The 20,302-nt window shown below is 66.2% G+C and carries 23 protein-coding genes; 16 read left to right on the top strand and 7 right to left on the bottom strand.

What is annotated here, in order from left to right:
* Positions 1-165 precede the first annotated feature (165 nt).
* The 11 genes from ACSUZJ_RS11690 (at position 166) to ACSUZJ_RS11640 (ending at position 8,160) form a co-directional block, all read left to right on the top strand.
* Positions 166-888, top strand: coding sequence for a GntR family transcriptional regulator (locus ACSUZJ_RS11690; RefSeq protein ID WP_499416262.1), 723 nt, complete (start codon positions 166-168; stop codon positions 886-888).
* A 219-nt stretch (positions 889-1,107) separates the two neighbouring features.
* Positions 1,108-2,121, top strand: a complete 1,014-nt coding sequence (locus ACSUZJ_RS11685) for a porin (protein ID WP_499416260.1) — start codon at positions 1,108-1,110, stop codon at positions 2,119-2,121.
* Positions 2,122-2,243: 122 nt separating this feature from the next.
* Positions 2,244-3,227 (top strand): ABC transporter substrate-binding protein, encoded by a 984-nt coding sequence (locus tag ACSUZJ_RS11680; protein ID WP_499416520.1) that lies wholly within the window; start codon positions 2,244-2,246, stop codon positions 3,225-3,227.
* A gap of 52 nt (positions 3,228-3,279) precedes the next feature.
* Positions 3,280-4,062, top strand: coding sequence for an ABC transporter ATP-binding protein (locus ACSUZJ_RS11675; RefSeq protein ID WP_499416518.1), 783 nt, complete (start codon positions 3,280-3,282; stop codon positions 4,060-4,062).
* Between the two features lie 33 nt (positions 4,063-4,095).
* Entirely contained in the window at positions 4,096-4,860 is a 765-nt protein-coding gene (locus ACSUZJ_RS11670) for an ABC transporter permease (RefSeq protein WP_499416258.1), read from the top strand.
* A gap of 64 nt (positions 4,861-4,924) precedes the next feature.
* Entirely contained in the window at positions 4,925-5,128 is a 204-nt protein-coding gene (locus ACSUZJ_RS11665; RefSeq protein WP_499416256.1) for a hypothetical protein, read from the top strand.
* A gap of 222 nt (positions 5,129-5,350) precedes the next feature.
* The gene (locus tag ACSUZJ_RS11660; protein WP_499416254.1) at positions 5,351-5,683 is read left to right on the top strand and encodes an ArsR/SmtB family transcription factor; all 333 of its coding nucleotides are present in this window, start codon (positions 5,351-5,353) and stop codon (positions 5,681-5,683) included.
* Positions 5,680-6,111 carry a YeeE/YedE family protein gene (locus ACSUZJ_RS11655; RefSeq protein WP_499416252.1) on the top strand — a complete coding sequence of 144 codons (432 nt, stop codon included), beginning with the start codon at positions 5,680-5,682 and terminating at the stop codon, positions 6,109-6,111. Before ACSUZJ_RS11660 ends, ACSUZJ_RS11655 begins: the two co-directional genes overlap by 4 nt.
* 22 nt (positions 6,112-6,133) lie before the next feature.
* Positions 6,134-6,571 (top strand): YeeE/YedE family protein, encoded by a 438-nt coding sequence (locus tag ACSUZJ_RS11650; RefSeq protein WP_499416250.1) that lies wholly within the window; start codon positions 6,134-6,136, stop codon positions 6,569-6,571.
* 65 nt (positions 6,572-6,636) lie between these two features.
* Positions 6,637-7,428: a sulfite exporter TauE/SafE family protein gene (locus ACSUZJ_RS11645; protein WP_499416248.1), complete on the top strand. Its 792-nt coding sequence runs from the start codon at positions 6,637-6,639 to the stop codon at positions 7,426-7,428.
* 30 nt (positions 7,429-7,458) lie between these two features.
* Positions 7,459-8,160: an MBL fold metallo-hydrolase gene (locus tag ACSUZJ_RS11640; protein WP_499416246.1), complete on the top strand. Its 702-nt coding sequence runs from the start codon at positions 7,459-7,461 to the stop codon at positions 8,158-8,160.
* 109 nt (positions 8,161-8,269) lie between these two features.
* On the opposite strand, the gene ACSUZJ_RS11635 is transcribed toward ACSUZJ_RS11640, so the two are convergent.
* The 6 genes from ACSUZJ_RS11635 to lhpI all read right to left on the bottom strand — a co-directional run bounded on the left by ACSUZJ_RS11635 (position 8,270) and on the right by lhpI (position 15,079).
* Entirely contained in the window at positions 8,270-10,468 is a 2,199-nt protein-coding gene (locus ACSUZJ_RS11635; RefSeq protein WP_499416244.1) for an OsmC domain/YcaO domain-containing protein, read from the bottom strand.
* Positions 10,469-10,582: 114 nt separating this feature from the next.
* On the bottom strand, positions 10,583-11,218 hold the full coding sequence (locus ACSUZJ_RS11630; RefSeq protein ID WP_499416242.1) for a flavin reductase family protein: 636 nt from the start codon (positions 11,216-11,218) through the stop codon (positions 10,583-10,585).
* 125 nt (positions 11,219-11,343) lie between these two features.
* Positions 11,344-11,988: a CoA transferase subunit B gene (locus ACSUZJ_RS11625; RefSeq protein WP_499416240.1), complete on the bottom strand. Its 645-nt coding sequence runs from the start codon at positions 11,986-11,988 to the stop codon at positions 11,344-11,346.
* Positions 11,985-12,650, bottom strand: coding sequence for a 3-oxoacid CoA-transferase subunit A (locus ACSUZJ_RS11620; protein ID WP_499416238.1), 666 nt, complete (start codon positions 12,648-12,650; stop codon positions 11,985-11,987). Before ACSUZJ_RS11620 ends, ACSUZJ_RS11625 begins: the two co-directional genes overlap by 4 nt.
* 63 nt (positions 12,651-12,713) lie before the next feature.
* The gene (locus tag ACSUZJ_RS11615) at positions 12,714-14,069 is read right to left on the bottom strand and encodes an MFS transporter (protein WP_499416236.1); all 1,356 of its coding nucleotides are present in this window, start codon (positions 14,067-14,069) and stop codon (positions 12,714-12,716) included.
* 89 nt (positions 14,070-14,158) lie between these two features.
* A complete protein-coding gene (lhpI, locus tag ACSUZJ_RS11610) occupies positions 14,159-15,079 on the bottom strand; it encodes a bifunctional Delta(1)-pyrroline-2-carboxylate/Delta(1)-piperideine-2-carboxylate reductase (RefSeq protein WP_499416516.1) in 921 nt (306 codons plus the stop codon).
* A gap of 272 nt (positions 15,080-15,351) precedes the next feature.
* Between lhpI and ACSUZJ_RS11605 the strand changes: the two genes are divergently transcribed.
* Entirely contained in the window at positions 15,352-15,726 is a 375-nt protein-coding gene (locus tag ACSUZJ_RS11605; protein WP_499416235.1) for a group III truncated hemoglobin, read from the top strand.
* 50 nt (positions 15,727-15,776) lie between these two features.
* Here the strand turns inward: ACSUZJ_RS11605 and ACSUZJ_RS11600 are convergent, their stop codons facing one another.
* Positions 15,777-16,310: a 2,4'-dihydroxyacetophenone dioxygenase family protein gene (locus ACSUZJ_RS11600; RefSeq protein WP_499416233.1), complete on the bottom strand. Its 534-nt coding sequence runs from the start codon at positions 16,308-16,310 to the stop codon at positions 15,777-15,779.
* Between the two features lie 198 nt (positions 16,311-16,508).
* Between ACSUZJ_RS11600 and ACSUZJ_RS11595 the strand changes: the two genes are divergently transcribed.
* From ACSUZJ_RS11595 to ACSUZJ_RS11580, 4 genes are all read left to right on the top strand, one after another.
* Positions 16,509-17,489: a helix-turn-helix domain-containing protein gene (locus ACSUZJ_RS11595; protein ID WP_499416231.1), complete on the top strand. Its 981-nt coding sequence runs from the start codon at positions 16,509-16,511 to the stop codon at positions 17,487-17,489.
* Positions 17,490-17,641: 152 nt separating this feature from the next.
* Complete coding sequence (locus ACSUZJ_RS11590) at positions 17,642-18,232, top strand: HD domain-containing protein (RefSeq protein WP_499416229.1); 591 nt, start codon at positions 17,642-17,644, stop codon at positions 18,230-18,232.
* 26 nt (positions 18,233-18,258) lie between these two features.
* Positions 18,259-19,017 carry a class II aldolase/adducin family protein gene (locus tag ACSUZJ_RS11585; protein ID WP_499416227.1) on the top strand — a complete coding sequence of 253 codons (759 nt, stop codon included), beginning with the start codon at positions 18,259-18,261 and terminating at the stop codon, positions 19,015-19,017.
* A gap of 148 nt (positions 19,018-19,165) precedes the next feature.
* Positions 19,166-20,047, top strand: coding sequence for a bile acid:sodium symporter family protein (locus ACSUZJ_RS11580; protein WP_499416225.1), 882 nt, complete (start codon positions 19,166-19,168; stop codon positions 20,045-20,047).
* The last annotated feature ends 255 nt before the right edge of the window (positions 20,048-20,302 follow it).

Here is a 20,302-nt window from a genome sequence, read left to right as displayed (position 1 = left end):
CTGCCGGCGCCCGTCCAGCGCGGACCGGGACGGGGCAACCGAGGCGCGATTTCCCAATGAAGCGGGCCGGTGGCGACAGGCCCGCCCAGCGATTGTCGACAAAGATATTTGCACTTTGGCACGCTAATTGCTCAGGCAGGGAGTATTCCTTTCCAAATCATTGCCATGGACATGCCAGCACCCGCCACCCTGACTCCCCTCGAAGACGACCCGCAGGTCCTGCCGGAGGAACGCATGTACCTGGAAATCTACGACGGGATCATGGAACACCGGCTGCCGGCCGGCACCCGGCTGACCGAGGAGGGCCTGGGCGAGATCTACGGACTGGCCCGGCACACCGTGCGCCGCGTGCTCGCCAGGCTCGCCGCCGACGGCCTCGTCGATCTCGCACGCAACCGCGGCGCCCACATCGCCAGCCCGGGCGAAAAAGAAGCCTACGAGATGTTCGAGGTGCGCCAGATGCTCGAGACCCAGGTCGTGCACAAGCTGGCCGACAAGTCTAACCAGGCCGACTTCGCCGCGCTGCGCGCGCTGGTCGGGCGCGAACGCGACGCCTACATGCGCGGCGACCGCCCGCAATGGATCCGCCTGTCCGCCGAGTTCCACATCGAGCTGGCGAAACTGGCGGGCAACTCGCTCGTGGTCGACGCGCTGCGCCGCCTGGTGTCGCGCACCACGCTCCTGATTTCCGCCACCAATCCGGCCGGACAGCAGCCCTGCTCGTTCGACGAGCATGCGGCCGTGCTCGATGCGCTCGAGAAGAAAGACAAGGCCAGCGCACAGGAAGAGATGACGCGTCACCTTGGCCAGTGCGCCTGCAGGCTGCTGGCGCGCCCGGCAAAGCGTTTCGATTTGCGGACGGCCCTGGGCAAGCCGAACGCGCAGTAACCCTGCCCCACCATCAACTAAAGGATAAGAATGAAAAGAATCAAGGCAATGCTAAGTACTTGGCCAAAAATAAATGTGAGTTTTTGGCAAACAGAACCGGATGCGGTGCAAGGCGGCGAGTGCGCCGCAGTGCGGGCACTGCAAGCAGGAGCCAACGCAGCAACGCGCCGGTTATGGCAGCCAAAAACACATTTATTTTTGGGTAAGTGCTTTGGGGCCATGGCTTGTGCGGTGGCGGGTGGCGCGGCGGCGCAGACCAGCGTCACGGCCATGGGCCTGGTGGACATGTATGCCGGCTCGAGCCAGTTCAGCGGCGCGCCGAGCCGCAGCACGGTCCTGGGCAGCGGCGGCCTGACCACTTCCTGGTTCGGCTTCAAGGGCAGCGAGGAACTCGGCGGCGGGCTGCGCGCGGAATTCGCCCTGACCGGTTTCTTCCGCGGCGACACCGGCAGCTCGGGCCGCTTCAACGGCGACAACCTGTTCTCGCGCGACGCCAACATCGGCCTGGCCGGCAGCTTCGGCAAGGTGCAGCTCGGACGCGGCCTGGCGCCCAACTTCCTGCCGACCGTGCTGTTCAATCCCTTCGGCGATTCCTTCACCTTCTCGCCGCTGGTGCTGCACGCCGACATGGCGGGCAGCGGCGCCTGGGGCGGCGCGACCAACGCGGCCGATACCGGCTGGAGCAACCAGGTCGTCTACAGCACGCCGAAGTTCGGCGGCCTGAGCGCCAACCTGCACTACCAGTTCGGCGAAGCCCCCGGCAGCACCGGCACCAACAACGTCGGCGCCAACCTGCTGTACTTCAGCGGCCCGCTCGGCCTCACCGCCTTCTACCACGACACCGACGTCTCCAATCCGAACCCGACCGTCCTGGCCAACAAGCAGAAGACCGCCTTCGTCGGCGCCAGCTACGACTTCCGGGTCCTCAAGCTGGCGGCGACGGCGCAGCGCAACGAGAACGAATCGGCCACTACCGGCGAGCGCAGCTCGCTCGACAAGACCTGGAGCCTCGGCGCCTGGGTGCCGACCGGGGGCGGCAGCGTGCTCGCCGCGTATGCGCGCACAGAACGCGAGGTGGCGGGCGCGCCCGAGCGCACGCGCAGCACCTTCTCGCTCGGCTACGACTACTTCCTGTCCAAGCGCACCGACGTGTATGCGGTCGCGATGAACGACAGGATCACGGGCCACGAGCGCGAGACGAGCTTCGGCGTCGGCATCCGTCACCGCTACTGATCGCGGCCCGCCGCCGCATTCCTGCCGGACGGGGGCGTCCGGCCATTTCAACGTATCCCTTGAGAGAGAAAACCATGATGTCATCACGCGTAACGAAACTCGCCGCCGGCCTCGCGCTGTGCATGCTGGGCCTGCCGGCACTGGCCCAGGACACCAAGATCAAGTTCCAGCTCGACTGGCGCTTCGAAGGGCCCTCGGCATTCTTCCTCGTGGCCAAGAGCAAGGGCTACTTTGCCCAGGAAAAGCTCGACGTGAGCATCGATGCCGGCAGCGGCTCGGCGAACGCGGTCAACCGGGTCGCCTCGGGCACCTACGAGATGGGCTTCGCCGACGTGGCGGCCCTGATGGAGTTCACCGCCAACAACCCGGCCGCGCCGAGCAAGCCGGTGGCGGTCATGATGGTCTATAACGACACGCCGGCCGCGATCATCGCCCTGAAGAAGTCCGGCATCAAGCGTCCGGCCGACCTGGCCGGCAAGAAGCTCGGCTCGCCGGTATTCGACGCCGGCCGCCGCGCTTATCCGATCTTCGCCAAGGCCAACGGGCTCGATGCGGCAAAGGCGACCTGGATCAGCATGGACCCGCCGCTGCGCGAAACGATGCTGGCGCGCGGGGATGTCGACGCCATCACCGGCTTCACCTTCACCTCGCTGCTGAACCTGAACGCGCGCGGCATCAAGGATGAAGACATCGCGGTGCTGCAATACCCGAAGCATGGCGTCAAGTTGTACGGCAACGCCATCATCGTGTCCGACGCCTTTGCCAAACAGAAGCCGGAAGCGGTGAAAGGCTTCCTGCGCGCCTTCGCCAGGGCGGCCCGCGACGTGATGGCCAATCCGGAAGCCGCGATCAAGGCGGTCAAGGAGCGCGATGGCCTGGTCGACGAAAAGCTGGAACTGCGGCGCCTGAAGATGGCCATTGCCGACGCGATCGCCACGCCGAATGCGCGCGCCGAAGGCTTCGGCCAGGTGTCCGCGGCGCGCATGTCGCTGATGGCTTCCCAGGTGTCGGATACCTACCAGACCAAGAACCGCGTGGACCCGAAGGCGATCTGGAACGGATCCTTCCTGCCCTCGACAGCCGAACTGTCCGTCTTCCCGAAATAATTCCCAGCCAACCAGTCCCCGCCTGTGCGGGGACGCCATGAAGAGCCTTTCCATGTCCGACATCTTCGTCGATTTCCAAAACGTTTTTCTCGGCTATAACTCCGACGAGTTCGCTGTCGAAGACATCACCCTGCAGACCAGGCCGGGCGAATTCATCGCCATCGTCGGCCCTTCGGGCTGCGGCAAATCCACCTTCATGAAACTGGCCACCGGCCTGAAGGCGCCGAGCCGCGGCCGGGTCAGCATAGCCGGCCAACCGGTCACCGGGCCGCTGAAGTTCGTGGGCATGGCCTTCCAGGCGCCGACCCTGCTGCCCTGGCGCACCACGCTCGACAATGTCCTGCTGCCGCTGGAGATCGTCGAACCCCATCGCGCCAGCTTCCGGCGCGAGCGCGAGCGCCACGTCGAGCGCGCCCTGGCCCTGCTCAAGACCGTCGGCCTGGACGGTTATGCCGACAAGTACCCCTGGCAGCTCTCCGGCGGCATGCAGCAGCGCGCGTCGATCTGCCGCGCGCTGATCCACGAGCCAAGGATGCTGCTGCTGGACGAGCCCTTCGGCGCACTCGACGCCTTCACCCGGGAAGAATTGTGGTGCGTGCTGCGCGACCTGTGGAGCGAGCGCAAGTTCAACGTCATCCTCGTCACCCACGACCTGCGCGAAGCCGCCTTCCTGGCCGACACCGTGTACGTGATGAGCAAGCGCCCGGGGCGCATCGTCGCCCGCAAGGCCAATCCCCTGCCGCAGCCGCGCGCGCTGGAACTGACCTATACCGAAGCCTTCAACGAACTCGTGCACGAACTGCGCGGGCACATCGGCCGCGTACGCGGCAGCTGACGCATCAATGCTGACATCATCACAGGACCTGGCATGAACAACAAAGCCCTCCACACCCTGGCGCCCTGGGCGCTGCTGGTTGCGATCCTGCTCGCCTGGCAGCTGATCTGCAGCGCTTTCTCGGTCTCCGAGTTCATCTTCCCCAGCCCCTACGCGATCCTCGAGTCGCTGGTCGAATACGCCGGGCCGATCGCGGCCCACGCCTGGCGCACCTACTGGGTCACCATGGCCGGCTTCGGCATCGCCGTCGCCGTCGGCCTGGCCCTCGGCTTCCTGATCGGTTCCTCGCCCACGCTGTACGCCGCCGCCTATCCGCTCATGACCGCCTTCAATGCCCTGCCCAAGGCCGCCTTCGTGCCGGTGCTGGTGGTCTGGTTCGGCATCGGCGCCGGGCCGGCGATCCTGACCGCCTTCCTGATCTCCTTCTTCCCGATCATGGTGAATATCGCGACCGGGCTGGCGACCCTGGAGCCGGAACTCGAGGACGTCCTGCGCGTGCTCGGCGCGCGCCGCACCGATGTGCTGCTGAAGGTCGGCCTGCCGCGCGCCATGCCCTACTTCTTCGCCTCGCTGAAAGTGGCGATCACGCTGGCTTTCGTCGGCTCGACGGTATCGGAAATGAACGCCTCGAACGAAGGCATCGGCTACCTGCTGGTGTCGGCCGGATCGTCGATGAAGATGCCGCTGGCCTTTGCCGGCCTGATGGTGATCGGCGCGATGGCCATGGCGATGTACGAACTGTTCGCCGTCGTCGAGAAGCGCACCACCGCCTGGGCCCATCGCGGCGGCGGCGCCTGACACCGGCGAACGATTCCCGGGCGCCGGCGATGGCGCCCTTCTTCCACCTCATGAAGGAGTCAACATGTTCCACCTCCCGCAGCGCCTTGCCCGTTTTTCCGCACCTTCCGCCGCCATCCTTGCCACCGTCGCCGCGGCGCCCGCGTCCGCCCACGAGACCGGCATGCCGCACCTGATCCACGAGCACGAGGGCTGGGTGGCGCTGGCGGTGGTGCTGCTGTCGCTCGTGGGCGCCGCTTTGCTGGTCAGGCGCGCCCTGCGCCGCTGAAGCATCGGGAGCCCGCCATCGAGGCGGGCTCGCCCTGGCGCGTGGCGGCGCGCCCCGACGCGCCGCCACGCGCTTCCCCTCCACGCTCCTTCATCCCATTCCGGCTCGACAAAACCGCGGTCATGGCCGGCTCCATGCGGGCCGACCGGAAAACAACGATCTATTGAAAGATATATTGTGAGCAGATATGATGTTCGCCAGCAGATCGAAGGAGGCGCCAACATGGCCGACACACCACACCTGAACCTGAAAAACATGCAAGCGGCGGCGGCACGCGCCTGCTCCCTGCTGAAAGTGCTGGGCAATCCCGACCGCCTGATGCTGCTGTGCCAGCTGACGCAGGGCGAGTATTGCGTCAGCGAGCTCGAATTCCTGCTCGGGATCACTCAGCCCACCCTGTCCCAGCAACTGGGCGTGCTGCGCGAAGAGCGCCTGGTCAGCACGCGCCGCGAGGGCAAGCAGATCTATTACAAGATCGACAGTCCGGAGGCCCTGGCCGTCATGCAGGTGCTGTACCAGCAGTTCTGCCTGCCGACCGAAGGGGTCAAACCATGAACATCGCCTGGACCCATTTCACGCCCTGGACCTCGCTTGCCGGCGGGATCCTGATCGGCCTTGCCGCCGCGGCTTTTGCCCTGTTCAACGGCAGGATCGCCGGCATCAGCGGGATCGTCGGCGGCCTGCTGCGCCCTGCCCCGGGCGACGTCGCCTGGCGCCTGGCCTTCCTGGCCGGCCTGGTCGGCGCACCGCTGGTCTACGGCCTGGCCGCAGCCCTGCCGCAAGTCACTGTCGAGGCCGACGGCTTCACCCTCGTGGCCGCCGGCCTGCTGGTCGGCATTGGTAGCCGCTATGGCGCCGGCTGCACCAGCGGGCACGGCGTCTGTGGCCTGTCGCGGCGCTCGCGGCGCTCGCTGGTCGCGACCCTGGCCTTCATGCTGGCCGGCTTCGCCACCGTCTTCGTCACGCGTCACCTGCTTGGTTGACGGACAAAACAAGGAGTACGACATGCACATCCTGATGGCACTCATCGTTGGCCTGGTGTTCGGCATCGGCCTGATCGTCAGCGGCATGACCGATCCGGCCAAGGTCCTGGGCTTCCTCGACTTGGGGGGCGCCTGGGACCCGTCGCTGGCTTTCGTCATGGGCGGCGCGATCCTGGTCGGCAGCATCGCTTTCCGCTACGCCGGCCGGCGCGAGCGCTCCCTGCTGGGCGAGGCCATGCACTTGCCCAGCGCGACGCGGATCGACCGCCGCCTGGTGCTCGGTTCGCTCGCATTCGGCGCCGGCTGGGGCCTGGCGGGCTACTGCCCGGGTCCGGCGCTGGCCTCGCTGGCTAGCGGCGGCCTCAAGCCGCTGCTCTTCACACTCGCCATGCTGGCCGGCATGGGCATTTTCGAAGTGCTCGATCGCGCCGCCGCCGGCCGCGCCGGACTGAAGGCCTGAGCGATGCGCTCCCCCATCCAAGCCCCTGGCGCCTCTGCCGCATCCGGCGCACACCGGAGCGCGCCATGCTGACCAGCGCCCTGCTCGGCCTCGCGGTCGGGCTGATCCTCGCCCTGACCGGCGCCGGCGGCGGCATCCTCGCCGTGCCCTTGCTGGTGTTCGGCACCGGCGTCAAGGTGGCCGAGGCCGCCCCGATCGGGCTGCTCGCCGTCGGGATGGCGGCCACGCTGGGCGCCGTGCTCGGCCTGAAAGCCGGCGCGGTGCGCTACCGCGCCGCGCTGCTGGTGGCCGCGGCCGGCATGCTGCTGGCGCCGGCCGGCCTGAAGGCCGCGCGCCTGGTCGACGGCCGCTGGCTGGGCCTGCTGTTCGCCGCCACCCTGCTCTACGTGGCCGCCAGGACCTATCGGCAGGCGGCGGGAACCGGCCCGGTGCAGGCCGCGCGCGCTCCCGCATGCGTGCGCGCATCGCGCACCGGCCGCTTCGTCTGGACCCGCCCCTGCGCCCGCGCACTGGCCATGTCCGGCGCGGCAGCCGGTTTCCTGTCCGGCCTGCTCGGCGTGGGCGGCGGTTTCGTCATGGTGCCGGCCCTGCAGCGCTACACTGACCTGCCGGTCAAGCCGGCGGTGGCGACCTCGCTCGCGGTCATCGCGATCATATCGGCCGGCGGCGTCGCCACGGCCGCCATGCACGGCGCGATCGAATGGGGCCGCGCCGCCCCGTTCGCGGCAGGCGCCCTGGCGGGCATGCTGGGCGGGCGTTCACTGGCTGCGCGGGTGGCGGGCCCCTTGTTGCAGAAGGCCTTTGCCGCCGTGTCGGCCCTGGTGGCCGTCGGCATGGTCGCCAGGGCCCTGTCCTGAAAATGAAAGAGCACACCTTTGGAGAATCCGATGAACCCGAACCCTGTCCAGCTGTTCGACACCGAATCGTCGACCTTCACCTACATCCTGGCCGCGCCCGGCGGAACGGAAGCGGTCATCATCGACCCGGTCGAGCGCCACTGGGAACGCGACCTCGCGCATCTCGCGCGCCTGAACCTGAAGCTGCGCTTCGTACTCGAAACCCATGCGCACGCCGACCACGTCACCTCGGCCGGCAAGCTGTGCCAGATGACCGGCGCTGCCGCGGCGGTGCCGGGCGGCTGCGGCATAGCCCCGGCCCCGGTCCAGCTCCAGGACGGCGACGTGCTGCGCTTCGGCGAGGGCGAGGAAATCCTGGTCCTGCACACGCCAGGACACACGGCGGGCAGCATGAGCTATGCCTGGCGCGGCAATGTGTTTACCGGCGACACCCTGCTGATCGACGGTTGCGGGCGCACCGACTTCCAGGGCGGCAGCGCCGAAGCGCTCTACGAGAGCGTGACGAACAAGCTGTTCGCCTTGCCGGACGAGACCCGGATGTGGCCTGGCCACGACTACAAGGGACAGGTCGTGTCGACGATCGGCTGGGAAAAACGGCACAATGCCCGCCTTGCCAATCGCAGCCGCGCCGACTTCGTCAGGCTGATGGGTGAACTGAACCTGCCCAAGCCCAAGCTGATCGACGTGGCCGTGCCGGCAAACCAGAAGCTGGGCCTGCCGCACAGCGCATGAGCGCGGCGGCTGCATGCAAAAAGGCCCCTGGAGTCAGGGGCCTTTGCGAGCGTCCTGGCGTGGACCGGCCGGCCACGGACGGCACGGCCGGATCCGGCGCTGAAGCATCCTAGCGGGCTGCCGCCTTCGCGCGCGCCGCGTGGAGTTTCCGGTAGCTGTCCATCAGGCGGTGGTGGCGGTCCAGCCCCTCGAGCTTCATGCTGGTCGGCGCGAGGCCGAAGAAGCGCACGCTGCCGTCCACCGAGCCCAGCGCCGCGTCCATGCGCCTGTCCCCGTACATGCGGCGGAAGTTCACGACGTAGTCGTCGAGTTCCAGCTCCTCGTCGAGCACCACCTCCAGCACCACGTTCAGCGCCTGGTAGAACAGCCTGCGCTCGACGGTGTTGTCGTTGTACTGCAGGAAGGCGCCGACCAGTTCGTGCGCTTCCTCGAAGCGCTTCAGCGCGAGGTTGATCAGGAGCCGCAGTTCGAGCACGGTCAGCTGGCCCCAGTCGGTGTTCTCGTCGAACTCGATGCCGATCAGGCTGGCGATGTCGGAGTACTCGTCCAGCTCGTTGTTTTCCAGGCGGTCCAGCAGATCCGCCAGGCTGCCGTCGTCGAGACGGTGCAGGTTCAGGATGTCTTCGCGGAACAGCAGCGCCTTGTTCGTGTTGTCCCAGACCAGGTCCTCGACCGGATAGATTTCCGAATATCCGGGCACCAGGATGCGGCAGGCGGTCGCGCCGAGCTGGTCGTACACGGCCATGTAGACTTCCTTGCCCATCCCTTCCAGGATGCCGAGCAGGGTCGCGGCCTCCTGGGCATTCGAGTTCTCGCCGTGGCCGGAGAAATCCCACTCGACGAAATCGTAGCTTGACTTCGCACTGAAGAAGCGCCAGGACACCACGCCGCTGGAATCGATGAAGTGCTCGACGAAGTTATATGGCTCGGTCACGGCTTCGCTGGCGAAGGTCGGCTGAGGCAGGTCGTTCAGGCCCTCGAAGCTGCGGCCCTGCAGCAGTTCCGTCAGGCTGCGTTCCAGCGCCACCTCGAAGCTCGGATGGGCGCCGAAGGAAGCGAAGACGCCGCCGGTCTTCGGGTTCATCAGGGTCACGCACATCACCGGATACTGTCCGCCCAGCGAGGCATCCTTGACCAGCACCGGGAAGCCCTGCTCTTCCAGGCCCTTGATGCCGGCCACGATGCCAGGGTATTTCGCCAGCACTTCTTGCGGCACGTCGGGCAGGGCCAGCTCGCCTTCCAGGATCTCGCGCTTCACCGCACGCTCGAAGATCTCGGACAGGCATTGCACCTGGGCTTCGGCCAGGGTGTTACCAGCGCTCATGCCATTGCTGGCGTAGAGGTTTTCGATCAGGTTGGACGGGAAGTACACGGTTTCGCCATCCGAGTGGCGCACGTAGGGCAGCGACACGATGCCGCGCCCGGCATTGCCCGAGTTGGTGTCGATCAGGTGCGAACCGCGCAGCTCGCCGTCGGGGTCGTAGACGGCGAGGCAGTATTCGTCCAGGATCTCCGGCGGCAGCGCATCGTCGGGACCGGGCTTGAACCAGCGCTCGTCCGGGTAGTGCACGAAGTCCGCGTTGGCGAGGTCCTCGCCCCAGTAGACGCCGGCATAGAAGTGGTTGTTGCTGAGGCGTTCGATGTACTCGCCCAGGGCCGAGGCCAGGGCGCTCTCCTTGGTCGCGCCCTTGCCGTTGGTAAAGCACATCGGCGAGTGCGCGTCGCGGATGTGCAGCGACCACACGTTGGGCACGATGTTGCGCCAGGAAGCGATCTCGATCTTGATGCCCCAGGACGCCAGCATGGCCGACATGTTGGCGATGGTTTGTTCGAGAGGCAGGTCCTTGCCCGGAATGTAGGTCTGGGAAGCGGCGTCCGGCTGCAGGGTCAGCAGCGCCTGGGCATCGGCGTCCAGGTTCTCGACTTCCTCGATCACGAATTCCGGCCCCTGCTGCACGACCTTCTTCACCGTGCAGCGCTCGATCGAGCGCAGGATGCCCTGGCGGTCCTTGTCGGAGATATCCGCCGGGAGTTCGACCTGGATCTTGAAGATCTGCTTGTAGCGGTTCTCCGGGTCGACGATGTTGTTCTGCGAGAGGCGGATGTTCTCGGTCGGGATGTTGCGGGTGTCGCAGTACAGCTTCACGAAGTAGGCCGCGCACAGGGCCGACGAGGCCAGGAAGTAGTCGAAGGGGCCGGGGGCCGAGCCGTCGCCCTTGTAGCGGATGGGCTGGTCGGCAATGACGGTGAAGTCGTCGAACTTGGCTTCGAGACGCAGCTTGTCGAGGAAGTTGACTTTGATTTCCATGGGAATTCCAGATTGGGACGCAAAAAGATGCGCGCATTATCCGTTGTTTCGGCCGCGGGCGTAAGACGGGAATAAAAAATCCCTGTAAAAACAGGGATGTATCTTATTCGGGAATCAGCGCTCGAGTGGGTACCCGGGACGGTGCATGCGGAACAGCTGCTCGGGCGTGATCTCGAAATAGTCGGCCGGCCCGCCGCCGCGCAGGATGGGACGCGCGCCGGCGGTGTCGTAGATGCCTTCCTTCAACAGGTGCCGCGCGATATGCACGCCCACCACCTCACCCAGCACCAGCCAGTTGCCGGTCGCGGCGCCGCTCGTCGTCTGCAGCGAAATCACCTGGGTCACCCGGCACTCGAACGCCACCGGCGACTCGGCGACGCGCGGCGTCCTGACAACGCGCGCGGGCGCCGGGGTCAGGCCGGCGAGCACGAACTCGTCGACCTCGGCCGGCGCCGGTGCGCAACTCACATTCATCGCCTCGGCCAGCGGGCGGGTGGCAAGATTCCACACGAACTCGCCGGTCGCCTCGATGTTGTTGAGCGTATCCTTGCGGCCCTGGCTGGAGAAACCGATGATCGGGGGAACGTAATTAAAGGCGTTGAAGAAGCTGTAGGGCGCCAGGTTCAGGATCCCGTCCGCGCTGCGGCTGGATATCCAGCCGATCGGGCGGGGACCGACGATGGCGTTGAAGGGATCGTGCGGCAGGCCGTGTCCGTGCGCCGGTTCGTAGAAGTGGTAGTCGTGGTTCACGTGGGGTGTAGGTAAAGTGCAGTCGCCACAGGATGCGGCGACCGCCGGGCCGCCGCCATGGCAGCCTGTTGACAGGCTGTCCATTGTGCCAAAAAATCCCTACCCACGCAGGCTTGCGCCGGACCTTACCTCAGCAAGGGCGCGCCCGTGACCGCCTGCAGTGCTTCGAAAGTGAGACCCGGCGCCATCTCGATCACGCGCAGGCCATCCTGGGTGACATCGATCACCGCCAGGTCGGTGTAGATGCGGTTGACGCAGGCCACGCCGGTGAGCGGATAGCTGCACTCGCGCACGAGCTTGCTTTCGCCGGTCTTGGTCTGGTGGTCCATCATCACGAACACCTGTTTCGCGCCGATGGCCAGATCCATCGCGCCGCCGACTGCGGGAATCGCGTCCGGCGCGCCCGTGTGCCAGTTGGCCAGGTCGCCCTTTTCCGACACCTGGAAGGCGCCCAGCACGCAGATGTCGAGGTGGCCGCCGCGCATCATGGCGAAGGAATCGCCATGGTGGAAGTAGCTGCCCCCGGTCAGCAGGGTCACCGGCTGCTTGCCGGCGTTGATCAGGTCCTCGTCTTCCTCGCCGGGCGCGGGCGCGGGACCCATGCCGAGCAGGCCGTTCTCGCTGTGCAGGAAGACTTCGCGGTCGGCAGGCAGGTAATTCGCCACCTTGGTCGGCAGGCCGATGCCGAGGTTGACGTAGGCGCCCTCGTGGATGTCCTGGGCCACGCGCGCGGCGATCTGGTCACGGGTAAAGCGCTGTTCGATGCTCATACTGCCTCCTTCACGACGCGCTGCACAAAAATGCCCGGGGTGACGATCACCTCGGGGTCGAGTTCGCCCAGAGGAACAATCTCGGCTACCTGGGCAATGGTGACCTTGGCGGCCATCGCCATGATCGGGCCGAAGTTGCGCGCGGTCTTGCGGTACACGAGGTTGCCCCAGCGGTCGCCCTTGTGCGCCTTGATGAGGGCAAAGTCGGCGTGGATCGGCGCCTCCAGCACGTAGTGGCGGCCGTTGATGAGGCGGGTTTCCTTGCCCTCGGCCAGCAGGGTGCCGTAGCCGGTCGGGGTGAAGAAGCCGCCAATGCCGGCGCCGGCGGCGCGGATGCGCTCGGCCAGGTTGCCCTGCGGGGTCAGTTCGAGTTCGATTTCGCCGGCGCGGTAGAGCGCGTCGAAATGGTGGGAATCGGCCTGGCGCGGGAAGGAGCAGATGATCTTGCGCACGCGCTTGGCCGCCAGCAAGGCGGCCAGGCCGGTGTCGCCGTTGCCGGCGTTGTTGTTGACGATGGTGAGGTCCCGCGCGCCTTGCGCGATGAGGGCATCGATCAGTTTTGATGGCATGCCGGCATTGCCGAAGCCCCCGATCATGACGGTCGCGCCGTCGTGCACGTCGGCGACGGCACGTTCCAGCGATTCACAGGTTTTGTCGATCATGGTGATGTTTGAAAACGCGCAGCGGGCCGCCTGGCCGCGCCGCGCGGATGGAAAGAAAGGCGCTCAGGCGGCCTTACTGGTTGGCCTCGCCGGACTGGCCAGTGGCGCCGCCGCCGCGGCGGAGCGTTCGTGACGGATCAGCGAGACCGCGATCGTGGCCACGACAGCGGGAATCGCAATGGCGAGGAAGTTCTGCTGCAGCGGCAGCGCCATGCCGACCAGGGTGCCGATCACGATTGGCGCCAGGATCGGGCCGCTGCGGCCCACACCCGAGGCCCAGCCGATGCCGGTCGAACGGATCGCGCTCGGATAGAACTGGCCGGCATAGGCGTAGGTGACGATCTGGGTGCCGATCGTCGACGCGCCCGCCAGGCCCACCAGCAGGAACAGGACCGGGGTCGGCACCGGATAGCCGAGCAGGGTGATCGACACGGCGGCCAGCGCATATATGGCGATGAGTACGTACTTGATGTGGAAGCGGTCGGCCAGCCAGCCGCCGCCTACCGCGCCGATCACGGCGCCGAAGTTCAGCACCAGCACGAAGGTCAGCGCCGAGCCCAGGCTGTAGCCGGCACCGGCCATCAGCTTGGTCAGCCAGGAGCTCAGCGCATACACCATGAACAGGCACATGAAGAAGGCGACCCAGAACATCAGGGTGCTGAACGCGCGGCCGTCCTGGAACAGCTTGCCGACCGGCGCGCCCGAGGCGCGGTCCACGGGCGGCAGGTCGAAGCTGTCGCCGGGCTGGGCGCGGTAGCCGGGATCCAGGCGCAGCAGGACGGCCTTCAGTTCGTCAAACCTGCCCTGCTTGACCAGGAAAGGCATCGACTCCGGCATCGATTTCAGGACAAACGGGATCAGGAGCACCGGCAGGCCCGCGGCCAGGAACACCGACTGCCAGCCGTACTGCTCGATCAGCCCCTTGCCGAGGATGGCGGCGAGCATGCCGCCGACGGCGTATCCGCTGAACATCAGGGTCACCATCGTCGCCCGGATCCTGCGTGGCGAGTATTCCGTCATCTGCGCGACCACGTTCGGCATGCCCCCGCCGATGCCCAGGCCCGCCAGGAAGCGCATCACGCTGAAGACGTAGGGATCATGGGTGAGGCCGGCCGCGGCCGTGAACACGCTGAACAGCGCCAGGCAGATGACGATGGCCCAGCGCCGGCCGATGCGGTCGGCCAGCGTGCCCAGGAAGATGGCGCCGAACATCATGCCGAACAGGGCCGAACTGACCATGAAGCCGGCGTTCTGGGCCGTCACCCCCATGTCCTGCATGATAGCCGGCACCGCGATCCCGGCCACGGCCAGGTCGTAGCCGTCGCAGATGATGATGACGGCGCACCACAGCAATAGTTTGGCGTGGAAGCCGTTGAATGTCGCCGCGTCGGCGATCTTGTGTATGTCGATGTGTCGCATGATCCTGTCTCCGTTATCGTTGATGTCGTTTGAACTGCGAACCTGCCTGCTGCCGGGTTTCCTATTTGCGCTGCTTGGCAAGGCTGGCGCTATGCGCCCCGACGCAACGCCAGGCGCGCGGCCGCCAGGTCCCAGGCGGCGGTGCCGACGCTCTTGAATACCGCAGGCCGCGCCGTGTCGACCGGGCCGCGCAGCAGGGCGCCGAGCGAACCCACGCGCGACCAGTCGATGCCGGCGCGCAGAAGGTCGCCAGCTTCATGGCGCGCGCCGAGCGGATCGTCCGCGTAGAGGTCGCTGCCGCGCAGCGTCACTGCGCCCAGCTCGGCCATCTCCGGCCTGAAGGCGCCGACGCCGATCACCAGGCAACCGGGCCGCGGCGCTTCGTCGTACACCGGGTCGCGGCTGGTGGTGAGCGTCACCACCACGTCCATCGCCGGGGCATCGGCTGCACGCGGCAGCAGGCGGCCGTGCAATTCCCGGTGCGCGTTGCAAAAGCGCGCGGCCGCTTCCTGCGTGCGCGCCTGCACCCAGACCTGCGCCTGCGGGTACAACGCGTGCAGGGCCTGCACGTGGTAGCGGGCCTGGGTTCCGGCGCCGACGATCAGGATGTGGCCTGGCGCCTGCGGCAGCAGGCGGCGGATCGCCAGCAGCGTGACGGCGGCGGTGCGGCGGCCCGTGACTTCCGGGCCGTCGAGCACGCACCGGACCTGGCCGCTGGCCGTATCGCACACCGTCACGGCACCGTGAATGGCCGGCAAACCGATGCCGGGGTTCGCAGGGTGGACGTTGACCAGCTTGTGAATGGCGATATCCTGCGCGGCGGCAGGCATGCTGAGCATGACCGCCCCTGCCCCCAATGGAAGCACCAGCCGCTCGGGACTGCGGATGGCGCCGGCCTCGAGCTCCTCTGCGGCCACGGCGACCGCGTCGACCAGCTCGGCGAAATCGAGCAGGGCGGCGGTCTGCTCGCGGTCGTGGACGGCGATGCCGCTGCGGGGGGGCGGCCGGATGGCGTTCGTCCATGGGCGTTTTCATCGGAAGTCGGGCACGGCTTCATGATGGCCGATTGTTGAACACTCTGCAACAACCGGAATGGTGGCGGCCCGCGTCGAATGCGTTCATGCAGGCTGCTTCGACACGCCCAGGCTTTCGGCTTGTACCGGTATCTGCCACAATATGCCTGAAGCCAGGCCCTGGATCTTCCTGCCAGCCGCCGCGGCCGCCGTCTCCCCTCCTGCCGCATGAGGCAGTCCGAATTCCTGCTTGAAGTAACCAGCCCAGCATGCACCACGAACTGAACCGCGCATCGATCACCACCCTCGTCAACGATTTCTATGCCGACATCCGGCGCGACAGCGTGCTGCAGCCGGTTTTCGACGGCGCCATCGGCAGTGACTGGGCACCGCATCTCGAGCGCATGGTCGATTTCTGGTGTTCTGTCATGCTCTCCAGCGCCGAATTCAAAGGCAACGTGTTCGGCAAGCACATGCAACTGCAGGGCATCGAAATGGAACATTTCCGGCGCTGGCTGGGCCTGTTCGACGGCCATGTGCGCCGGCTGTTCGCACCGGAAGTGGCGGAAGGCTTCCTGGCGGCGGCGCGACGGATTGCCGCGAGTTTGCAGTACGGTTATTTTGGCCGCGCCGAAGCGGTCTGACCGGGCCGCATGCGAAGCACCGCCGCCGGCTTCCAGACGTCTGCGTAAAATCAGCGCATCAGGCCCTTGATCACGTCCGCGCCGAAACCCATTTTCTCGTAGTGCGCCTCGCACATGGCGATGTAGTCGTGGACATCGAAATGGCCCGCCGAATTGCCGTTCTCGTCGAGCCAGATCAGCGGTCCGCTGACGATGAAGAACACGCGCATCGGTTCCTCGTGCTCGAAGGCGACGAGGGTATGGCCCTCGCCCGGCGTTTCGTACACGAAGTCGCCCTTGGTAGCGGTCCAGTCGTGCTCCAGGTAGCCCCATTTGCCGGAAATCGTGTAGGCGAACACTTCGTGCGGGTGATAGTGGCGGTTCACCAGCCCGGCCTTCTTCGCCATCAGGATGTCGCACCACTTGTTCGCCGACGGCGAGATCCACAGCGGGCGCGACGACACGGTTTCGGTAAAGGGAACATACAGCCGTTCGTCCTCGGACGCGGCATTGGCAATGAATGCCTCGGGCAGCGCGTGCGGCTTGAAGGCATTGGCGATCGGCTTCAGGTCGCGCCAGAATTCGTTGGTGGCCTTGTCTACCATGGCAGTCTCCTGTCTTGTAAGAATGGATGAAGGTGGGTCCAATATAGCGCTTGACGCGCTCCGGCGATTGACTGAGCGGGACATGATTCGGGCGGCGGCGGCCACGGCCCTCCCGCAAAACCGTCCGGTCGTGCTATGTTTGCGGGAGCACGATGCGAAACCGCCACAGAAGCGGCAGCGACCGACGGAGACAACACGATGCTCACGCATTTCCCTTGTGATTCCCCCCGCATCACCCATGCCTGCACCGCGCCGGTGGTGCCTGGCGACCGGCTGTCCTACTGGGACCGCTACAGCATTGACGCGCTGGTCGGCCTGCGCACCACCTCGCAGTCCCCCGACGGCCTGGTCGCGCGCCAGACCAACGTCGCGCTGCCCACCATGGGCCTGGCCGACATCGCGGGCAACGCGCACGCGGTCGAGCGCAACGCGCGCCTGGTCGGCATGTACCCGAAGGACGCGGTCTTCGCCTGCCATCTGGTGAAGGGTACCGCGCTCTTCATCCAGGGCGGCGAGCAGCTCACGCTGGCCGCCGGCGACACCATCGTCTACGACACGCGCCGCCCCTACACCCTCGCCTTCCTCTCGGACATGCAGCAGTTCCTGGTCGAGATCCCGGTCGCCGAGCTGGACGCCTGTTGGGGCGTGCGCGTGGACGACCTGCCCTTGAAGATCGCCCCGCTTGGTGGCGTCGGGGCCGCCCTCGGCGCGCAGTTGCGGCGCACCGTGCGCGGCTACCTGCAGGCCCCGACGCCCGAGGGCAGCAGCGCCCTGCCCGCGTGCACCCATACCGTCCTGCGGACGATGGCGCAGTCGGGCTTGCGCGGCCCCGGCGCCCTGCCCCAGTCTCTGCTGCACATCCTCGCCGCCAGGATGCACGTGGCCCGGCACCTGCACGACCCCGATCTCTGTCCGCAGGACGTGGCCAGGGCCACGGGACTGTCGGTACGCCACCTGAACCGCCTGTTCGCGCGGGAAGGCACCTCGCTGGCGGAGCACATCTGGGCGCAACGCACGGCAATGGCCCACCGCGAACTGGTGCACCCGGGATCGAAGCCGGCGGCCGTCGGCGAGATCGCGTTTCGCTGGGGGTTTTCGAGCCCGGCGCACTTTTCCCGGACGATCGCGGCGACCTATGGAGCACCGCCCTCGGCGCTGCGCAGGAAGGCGCTGGGCTGAGCCGGCAAGCCGGGGCAGCGGGCGCCTCTACCCGCGCCCGGCGATATGCGCTTTCAGTGTCAGAAAATTGACAGTCCGAAGCTTTCGCCTGTCATACCATCGGCAGAGAACCACGGCGGTTCCTGCCATAACAAAAACCAGGAGACGACAACATGAACTCGCGCGCAAATTTCAGCAACATGAAGGACAGTACCCGCGAAGACTGGCAGCTGATCGGCCGGGAATTCGGGCCCTATACCAAAGCCCTGCCCGACCGCATCATGGCGCACCTGAAAATCCTGGAGGGGGATTACGGCGGCTTTCCGGTCGACCGCTATACGCATTCGCTGCAAACCGCGACCCGGGCGTTGAAGGATGGGCGGGACGAGGAATACGTCGTCTGCGCCCTGCTGCACGATATCGGCGACACGCTGGGCAGCTTCAACCACCCCGATATCGCGGCGGCGATCGTGAAGCCTTTTGTGAGCGAAGCCAATCACTGGATGGTGCAGAACCACGGCATATTCCAGGGCTATTATTTTTTCCACCACCTGGGCATGGACCGCGACATGCGCGAGCAGTTCGCCGGCCATGCTTTCTATGACTACACCGCCGAATTCTGCGACCTGTACGACGCGCCGGCATTCGACAGGCACGCGGAAACACTGCCGCTCACCGAATTCGAGCCGATGCTGCGCCGCGTATTCGAGAAGCCGCGCCGCAGTATCTATAGCGCCGCCATGCCTGCCAAACAAACGGCGTGAACCCTCCATCAACCAAGGAAACTGTCATGCATATCCCCTCCATGAAAGACCAGGTCAGCGCCGACGAATGGAAACTGCGTTGCGACCTGGCCGCTTGCTACCGGCTCGTTGCGATGTACGGCTGGACCGACCTGATCTTCACGCACATCAGCGCCCGCGTCCCCGGCCCCGAGCACCACTTCCTGATCAACCCCTACGGCATGATGTTCGACGAGATCACCGCCTCGTCCCTGATCAAGGTCGACCAGGATGGTAACAAGCTGTCCGAGTCGCCCTTGCCGGTGAACCGCGCCGGTTTCGTCATCCACAGCGCCATCCACGCCGTGCGCGAGGACGCGCAATGCGTGATCCACACCCACACCCGCGCCGGGGTGGCGGTCAGCGCCCAGCGCGATGGCGTGCTGCCGATCTCCCAGCAATCGACCTTCGTGCTCGCCTCGCTGGCCTACCACGACTACGAAGGCGTGGCGCTGCACGACGCCGAAAAGCCGCGGCTGCAGGACGACCTGGGCACGGCCAATTTCCTCATGCTGCACAACCACGGCCTGCTGACCGTCGGCGCCAGCATCCCCGATGCCTTCCTGTCGATGTACATCTTCGAGAGCGCCTGCCAGATCCAGCTGGCCGCACAGTCGGGCGGCGGCGAACTGCGCATGGTTGCACCGGAAATCCTGAGCGGCACCGCCGAATCGATGAAGGTCCAGACCTCGGGACTGGGTGGCGCCTTCGCCTGGCCGGCGCTGCTGCGCAAGCTGAACCGCGTCGACGACAGCTACCTGACGTAAGCCGTCCCGGGAGCGCCGAAAAAAACCGTCAGGGCAAGGCGCAGCGCCGAAGACAGTACGAAAGTACGACGAGGTGCTGCAACGCAGCCATGGCGGTTTTGTTCGGCGCTCCAAACATAAGAAATAAGAAAACAACAAGGAGACATCAATGAACGATTTCATCACGCTGTTGCCGACCCTGCTGATCGGCGCCCTCGCCCTGATCATGTTCGGGCTCGGCCTCTCGCTCACCGTTGGCGACTTTCGCCGGCTGCTCGGGCATCCCAAGCCGGTGCTGCTGGCGCTCGTGCTGCAGGCACTGGTGCTGCCGGCGGTCTGCTACGGCCTGATCGTGGCGCTGGACGTGCAGCCGGCCTACGCCGTCGGCCTGATGCTGCTGGCCGCCTCGCCGGGCGGCGTATCGGCCAATTTGTACAGCCATCTCTTCGGCGGCAACGTGGCGATGAATATTTCGCTCACGGCCATCAACACGGTACTGTCGATCGTCAGCCTGCCCCTGATCGGCAACTTCGCGATCAACACCTTCGCCAAGACCGGCCAGGTCGTACCCATGCAGACCGGGAAAGTGGTCGAGGTGATCGTGATCGTGCTGGTGCCGGTGCTGATCGGCATGTTCGTGAAAAGCCGGGCGCCACGCTTTGCCGCCCGCTCGGAGAAACCCATGAAGGTCTTTTCGATGGTGGTGCTGGCCGCGCTGGCGCTGATCGCCATGGCGAAAGAGTGGAGCTCGCTGACCGCCTCCTTCGCCTCGATCGGGCTGGCCGTCATCGCCTTCAATGCACTCAGCCTGGGACTGGGCTACTACGTGCCGCGCATCATGGGGATGGACAAGCCGAATGCGATCGCGATCGGCTACGAAATCGGCATCCATAACTCGACGCTGGCGATCTTTGTCGCGGTGTCGGTGCTGGGCGACTTCCAGCTGATGGTGCCGGCGGCCGTCTACTCCGCCAGCATGTACGTGCTGGCGACGGCCTTCGGTTTTCTTGTGCTTGGAAGGCAGCCGGCGGCGGCTGCGGTAAGGGCCTGAGGTCGGTCCAGGAGAGGGCGCCATTCACCGGCGCCCTGCTTCACGCGGCCGGTGGTGCTTCCCGCCCAGGGAGTCTACCGGCCCAAGGTTACGTCCAGTGCACCAGGCCTCTCCCCCCTGGACGCCTGGGTCGAAGATCCCCGTCGCCCGTGTTGTCGCTGGCCTCGAGTCCATTAGCCGGCCCGAAGCTCACTGTCGGTTAGTTACATTTTTCGGCAACGAGAGACCCCCTCGGGCTCTCCGTGGCGCCCGGTG

It is taken from the genome of Telluria sp. B2 (assembly GCF_051789535.1).
Classification (GTDB): Bacteria; Pseudomonadota; Gammaproteobacteria; order Burkholderiales; family Burkholderiaceae_D; genus Telluria.
Note: the sequence above shows the minus strand (reverse complement) of the source record. Positions and strands in the feature narration are given on the sequence as shown.